4 protein-coding genes are annotated in these 4,537 nt (G+C 76.4%); 2 read left to right on the forward strand and 2 right to left on the reverse strand.

Annotation, left to right across the window (positions count from 1 at the left end; translation table 11 throughout):
- Positions 1-76 precede the first annotated feature (76 nt).
- Both hrcA and dnaJ read left to right on the forward strand, forming a co-directional pair.
- Positions 77-1,120, forward strand: a complete 1,044-nt coding sequence (hrcA, locus tag GTQ99_RS20140; protein WP_166617490.1) for a heat-inducible transcriptional repressor HrcA — start codon at positions 77-79, stop codon at positions 1,118-1,120.
- A gap of 25 nt (positions 1,121-1,145) precedes the next feature.
- A complete protein-coding gene (gene dnaJ, locus GTQ99_RS20145; protein WP_166617491.1) occupies positions 1,146-2,267 on the forward strand; it encodes a molecular chaperone DnaJ in 1,122 nt (373 codons plus the stop codon).
- 89 nt (positions 2,268-2,356) lie between these two features.
- Here dnaJ and GTQ99_RS20150 read toward each other — a convergent pair whose 3' ends face one another.
- Together GTQ99_RS20150 and GTQ99_RS20155 are read right to left on the reverse strand one after the other, a co-directional pair.
- The gene (locus GTQ99_RS20150; RefSeq protein ID WP_166617492.1) at positions 2,357-3,250 is read right to left on the reverse strand and encodes a ferritin-like domain-containing protein; all 894 of its coding nucleotides are present in this window, start codon (positions 3,248-3,250) and stop codon (positions 2,357-2,359) included.
- A 144-nt stretch (positions 3,251-3,394) separates the two neighbouring features.
- Positions 3,395-4,537 (reverse strand): Gmad2 immunoglobulin-like domain-containing protein (locus GTQ99_RS20155; RefSeq protein ID WP_166617493.1); only part of this gene is annotated, 1,143 nt, incomplete at its 5' end.

The raw sequence follows: 4,537 nt of genomic DNA on the forward strand, positions 1-4,537 counted from the left end.
GGGGAGGCGCGAGCGGGGGCACCTGACCTAGACTTGGCACTCAGCTGTGTCGAGTGCCAGAGCGGAGGGGGCGGGGATGAGCGACGACCGCAGGCTCGCGGTGCTGCGCGCGATCGTCGAGGACTACGTGTCCAGCCACGAGCCGGTGGGGTCCAAGACGCTCGTGGAGCGCCACCAGCTGGGCGTCTCCCCGGCCACGATCCGCAACGACATGGCCGCGCTGGAGGACGAGGGGTACATCACCCAGCCGCACACCAGCGCCGGGCGCATCCCCACCGACAAGGGCTACCGGCTCTTCGTGGACCGCCTCGCCGGCGTCAAGCCCATGTCGGCCGCCGAGAAGCGGGCCATCCAGACCTTCCTCGACGGCGCCACCGACCTCGACGACGTCGTGGACCGCACCGTGCGGCTGCTGGCCCAGATCACCCGCCAGGCCGCCGTCGTGCAGTACCCCTCGCTCTCGCGCGCGGCCGTGCGCCACGTCGAGCTCGTCCCCGTCGGCGGCCGCAGCGCGCTCGTCGTGCTCATCACCGACTCCGGCCGCGTCGAGCAGCGCGTCGTGGACGTCCGCTCGGCCACCGGCGCGGAGCCGCTGGCCACCGCCCTGGTCGCGCTGCGCACCCGGGTCAACGCCGCCGTGGGCGGCAGCCGCCTGGCGCGGGCGCGCGAGGCGCTCACCGACCTCGTCCAGCAGAGCCCGCCGGCCGACCTCGCGGTGGCCGCGGAGGTCGCCGCCGCCCTGGGCGACTGCCTGACCGCCAGCCTGGAGGAGCGCGTCGTCATCGCCGGCACCGCGAACCTCGTGAAGTCCGGCGCCGACCTCGCCGCCTCCCTGGGCAGCGTCCTGGAGGCGCTGGAGGAGCACGTCGTGCTGCTGCGCCTGGTGCAGGAGATGACCGAGGACGCCGGCGACCGCGGTGCGCTGAGCGTGCGCATCGGCGCGGAGAACCTGCACCTCGGCCTCGCGGAGACCTCCGTGGTCACCAGCGGCTACGGCACCGGCCCCGACCAGGTCCTGGCCCGCCTCGGCGTGCTGGGGCCAACCCGCATGGACTACCCGACGACCATGGCCGCGGTGCGGGCCGTGGCGCGCTACGTCTCCCGCATCCTCGCCCAGTGACCACCGACAGGAGAACCCCGACCCCGTGAGCGACTACTACGACGTCCTCGGCGTCTCCCGGGACGCCTCCGCGGAGGAGATCAAGCGCGCCTACCGCAAGCTGGCGCGCAAGCTCCACCCGGACGTCACCGACGACCCGGAGGCGGGGGACAGGTTCAAGGAGGTCTCCCAGGCCTACGAGACGCTGTCCAACCCCGACAAGCGCGCCGCCTACGACCGCGGCGGTTCCATGCCCGGCGGCGCCGGCGGCTTCGGGGCCGGGTTCGGCTTCTCGGACATCATGGACGCCTTCTTCGGCCAGGGCGGCGCCGGTCGCGGCGCCGGCCCGGCCAGCCGCACCCAGCGCGGCCAGGACGCGCTGATCCGCGTCGACGTCGACCTCGCCGAGGCCGCCTTCGGCGGCGAGCGCTCCGTCCAGGTCGACACCGCCGTCCTGTGCCCGACCTGCAAGGGGACCTGCTGCCAGCCGGGCACCAGCCCGGAGACCTGCGACATCTGCCACGGGCAGGGCTCGGTGCAGCGCGTGGTGCGCTCGCTGCTGGGCCAGGTCATGACGACCGCCCCGTGCCCCACCTGCCACGGCTTCGGCACCGTCTTGCCCTCGCCGTGCCTGGAGTGCACGGGGGAGGGCCGCGTGCGCGCCCGCCGGCCGCTGACGATCCGCATCCCCGCCGGCGTCGACACCGGCACCCGCATCCAGCTCGCCTCCCAGGGCGAGGTGGGCCCGGCCGGCGGCCCGCCCGGCGACCTCTACGTCGAGATCCACGAGCGCCCGCACCCGGTCTTCCACCGCAGCGGCGACGACCTGCTGTGCACGCTGCAGGTCCCGATGACCGCCGCCGCCCTCGGCGCGACCATCCCGCTGGAGACCCTCGACGGCGAGGTGGACGTCGACGTGCGCCCCGGCGCGCAGGCCGGCGAGACCGTGACGCTCAAGCAGCGCGGCGCCGAGCACCTGCGCGCGCAGGGCCGCGGCGACCTGCTCGTCACCCTGGAGGTCACCACCCCGCGCGACCTCGACGACGAGCAGGAGGAGCTGCTGCGGCGCCTGGCGGAGCTGCGCGGCGAGGTCCAGCCCGCGGGCAAGCTGTCCCCGGCCCACCAGGGCGTCTTCTCCAAGCTGCGCGGCCGCTTCTCCGGCCGCTGACGCGCGAGGAGCCCGACCGCCTCCCCGGCGGTCGGGCTCCTCGGCCGTGCGGGTCGCCCCCCGGCCGTCAGCGCCCGCTCAGCGCCCGCTCAGTGCCCGCTGGTCCCGTGCGACTCGCGCTCCTCGGTCTCGGCGATGCGCTCCTGCAGCGCGTCGTCGTTGAACTCCTCGGCCGAGGCCCCGCTCGTCGTCCCGGTCGTCGTCCCGGTCGTGGCGCCGCCCGTGGTGGCACCCGTCGTCGCGGTCGTGGCGCCGCCCGTGGTCGTGGCCCCGCTCGTGGCCCCGCTCGTGGCGCCGGCCGTGGTCGTGGTGCCGGTGGTCGTCGAGGTGGTGGCCGGGGTCGTGCGCAGCGACTGCTCGGCCGCCTCGTGCGCCTCGGAGGTGCCCTTGCGCTCGGCCACCTTCGAGGCCACCGCGGCGGCGGCGCCGACCGCGGCGGCCACCCCGGCGGCCACGCCGGCCTTGGCCGCGCGGCTCGTGCCGCCGGTCTCGACGGCCACGCCGGTGGTGGCGATCCGCGTCGCCAGCTCCTTGACCCTCGCGCCGGCGCTCTGCTCGACGGCCAGGTTGGTCTCCAGCAGGACGGCGACCCGCTCGGCGCCGCGGGCGCGGGCGTGGATGACGAGCGTCTCGTAGACGGCCTGCTCGTGGTGCTCGGTCTCCAGCGCGCCGGCGAGGATCACCGCGTCCACCAGGGAGTCGTCGGTCTTCTTGATCGTCGCGGTGGCCTCGGCGGCCAGCGCCTTGGTCACCGGGCAGGGCGAGTCGTCCACCTCCTCGCCGAGCAGGGCGAAGCACTGCTCGATGAGCTCGATCTGCTGGCGGGTCTCCTCGGCGTGCTCGCGCAGCAGCTGCTTGAGCTCCTCGCGCTGGGCGGCCTCCTGCAGCGCCTCCAGCATGCCCAGCGTGTCCCTCTCCATCGTGAGGGCGGCGCCCAGCTTGTAGCTGAAGACCTGCTCGGGGGTGTTGAGCCGTTCGAACATCGTCCGCTCCCATGCGTCCAGGTCCGCTTCCGTGGTCGGCCCCGACCCTGGCACGGGTGGACCCGGGGCGCACCCGCTGCGCCGCCGTGGGGAGGGTGCGGTGAGGGCCCCCCGAGGACCCTCACCGCACCGGCCGGGGGAGCCTCAGGAGACGGTGAACTCCTTGGTGTCGGGCAGCGGCGCCGCGCCCTCGCCGCCGGACTCGTCGGGGGCGAGGACGCTCACGGTGTAGCGGCCCGCGGGCAGCTGGGCGGTGAAGGAGAACTCGCCGAAGGTGCCGTTGGCGCCCGCCTGGACGGCCTCGCGCGCCACCTCCGCGCCGGAGGCGTCCGCGACCGTCCACAGCAGCGTGCCCTCGAAGGCGGTGCCGACGCCGCTGACGGTGACGCCGCCGGCGACGGGGGCGACCCGGGTGATCCACGCCGGTGCCTGCACGTCCGCCTGCGGGGCGCGCGAGAGCGAGGCCGGCACGGGCCGGCCGAAGGCGAGGCCCTCGGCCCGCCCGTCCACCCGCAGCTGCACGGGCAGCGTCTCGCCGGCGGCGGCGGTGACGGTGTGCACGAGCTGCTGCAGGGCGGTGTCGACCTGCCCGGCGTCGGCGGAGCCGGCGACCGCGGCCGCCGAGACGTCGGCCACGAGCAGCCCGCCCTCGCGGGTCACCGCGGCGGTGGGGTCCGGGCTCCAGGGGCTGGTGTAGTCGGGGTCGGCGGGGGAGCCGGCGAGCATGGCGCGCAGCGCGTTCGTCGGGTCGTCGGGACCGTCCCCGGCCGGCGCGAACTCCCGGAAGAGCTTCGCGGGCTGCCCGCCCAGCCAGTACACCGGCACGGTGGCCGCCCCCGAGGGCAGCGGCGAGCCGGCCGCGGGGGCGGTGGCCGCGGGGCTCGCCCCCCGCTCGGGGGTGCCGGTCGCGGTGCCGCTCGCGGTGCCGGTGGTGCCGCTCGTGCCGGCCGGGGTGGTCGGCGCGGCGGGGGAGCTGCTCGCGGGCGCCGTCGAGGGAGCCGGCGCCGAGGAGGCCGAGGGCTCGGGGGCGGCGGTCTGCGAGGCCGCGACGGTGCTCACGCTGCCGTCGCCACCGCGCTGGGTGAGGGCGAAGGCGCTCCCGCCCACGACGACGACGGCTGCGGCGCCGGCGACGGCCGCCCAGGCGCGGGTGCGGCGGCGGTTGCTGCGGCTGCTCATGCGGATCTCCTCGAGACGGTCGGCGGGGCGCACCGAGGCCGCGCGGGCGGCCAGGGCGTCGCGCAGCTGCCGGGCGGTGGGGCTCAGGTCGTCGCTGCCGTCGGGGTC

It is taken from the genome of Kineococcus vitellinus (assembly GCF_009906315.1).
GTDB lineage: Bacteria > Actinomycetota > Actinomycetes > Actinomycetales > Kineococcaceae > Kineococcus > Kineococcus vitellinus.

What these genes read in the sequence shown, in the direction of transcription:
- hrcA (WP_166617490.1), top strand. Translation starts at nt 77, where the DNA reads ATGAGCGACGACCGCAGGCTCGCGGTGCTGCGCGCGATCGTCGAGGAC.
- GTQ99_RS20150 (WP_166617492.1), bottom strand. Translation starts at nt 3,250, where the DNA reads ATGTTCGAACGGCTCAACACCCCCGAGCAGGTCTTCAGCTACAAGCTG.